Here is a 1,365-nt window from a genome sequence, read left to right as displayed (position 1 = left end):
TGGTGCTAGAATATAAATAGTACAAGTTGAAAGTGAAAAAATCCAAAATAAAAGATATAATAAAAATAGTGAAAGATGGAGGGTTTGGACATGAGTAGACAACAATTTACAAAAGAGTTTAAAGAGGATGCTGTAAGGTACTATCTAGAACATAAAGACTTAGGGATAACACAATGTGCAAAAAATCTAGGAGCAAGTAGAACAGCCTTATTTACATGGATAAAAAATGCAGAAGCTAATAACGGAGAGGTACCTACAAGAGGCTCTGGTAATTTCCAAAGTGATGAAGCCAAAGAAAATGCAAGATTGCGTAAAGAATTAAAAGATACTCAAGATGCATTAGAAATATTAAAAAAAGCGATCAGCATTCTGGGAAAATAACAGAAGCTCTCTTTATTGAAACATCTACAAAGGAAGATGAATTGAATGAAGAAGGTAAACGCCGACTTAATGTTAGCGGAGTGCTGAGAATACTAGGCGTTTCTAGGAGTGGCTATAATTCTTTTAAGAAAAGATTGCCATCCGATAGGATGAAAAGAAAGGAAGATCTAAAAGCTAAAATTAAAGAAATTTATGATCAATCTCATCAAAATTATGGAGCACCTAAAATAACAGAAATTTTGCAGCAAAAAGGTGAAACTATTGCTGTAAAAACTGTTGGTAACTATATGAGAGAACTGGGGATAAGAGCACAATATATAAGACCTTATACAGTTACTACAATCGATTCTAATTTTAGCGAAGAACTTATCAACATATTGAATGAAGAGTTTAATCCGGAAGAACCAAACGCTGTATGGTGTTCAGACATTACTTATATTTGGACATATGAAGGCTTTGTATATTTAACAAGCATTATGGACCTATATTCAAGAAAAATAGTATCATGGGTACTTAGTACAACATTAGAAGCTAAATGGGTTGTGGAGGCAATAAATAAAGCCAAAGCATCAAGAAATATAACAAAACCATTGGTTATGCACAGCGACAGAGGTATACAATACACATGTTCCGCATACCAACAAGCAACAGATGAATTTATTAATAGTTATTCGAAGAAGGCTTATCCTTGGGATAATGCTTGCATAGAATCCTTCCATGCACTTATAAAAAGGGAATGGTTAAATAGATTTAAGATTTTAGATCATAATCACGCATATAGATTGGTGTTTAACTATATAGATGCTTTTTATAATACTGTAAGAATACATAGTCATTGTGGATATTTATCTCCAAATCAATATGAAGATAATTATAAAAATGAATTGGTGAAATTATATAAAATTGTAAGCTGATTTAAAATAGAGGTAGATTAACCGAAAAAAGTTCATGTTTAACTTGTACTTTTTCTTGACATAGTACCAA

2 protein-coding genes are annotated in these 1,365 nt (G+C 31.7%); both read left to right on the top strand.

Annotation, left to right across the window (positions count from 1 at the left end; all coding sequences use genetic code 11):
- Window positions 1-90 precede the first annotated feature (90 nt).
- Window positions 91-381 (top strand): transposase, encoded by a 291-nt coding sequence (locus IAI10_RS24550; protein WP_315675940.1) that lies wholly within the window; start codon window positions 91-93, stop codon window positions 379-381.
- Window positions 318-1,295 (top strand): IS3 family transposase, encoded by a 978-nt coding sequence (locus tag IAI10_RS24545; protein ID WP_315675941.1) that lies wholly within the window; start codon window positions 318-320, stop codon window positions 1,293-1,295. The genes IAI10_RS24550 and IAI10_RS24545 overlap by 64 nt, the downstream gene beginning before the upstream one ends.
- Window positions 1,296-1,365: the final 70 nt, after the last annotated feature.

The organism is Clostridium sp. 19966 (assembly GCF_032335695.1).
GTDB lineage: Bacteria > Bacillota > Clostridia > Clostridiales > Clostridiaceae > JACTOJ01.
Note: the sequence above shows the minus strand (reverse complement) of the source record. Positions and strands in the feature narration are given on the sequence as shown.

What these genes read in the sequence shown, in the direction of transcription:
- IAI10_RS24550 (WP_315675940.1), top strand. Translation starts at nt 91, where the DNA reads ATGAGTAGACAACAATTTACAAAAGAGTTTAAAGAGGATGCTGTAAGG.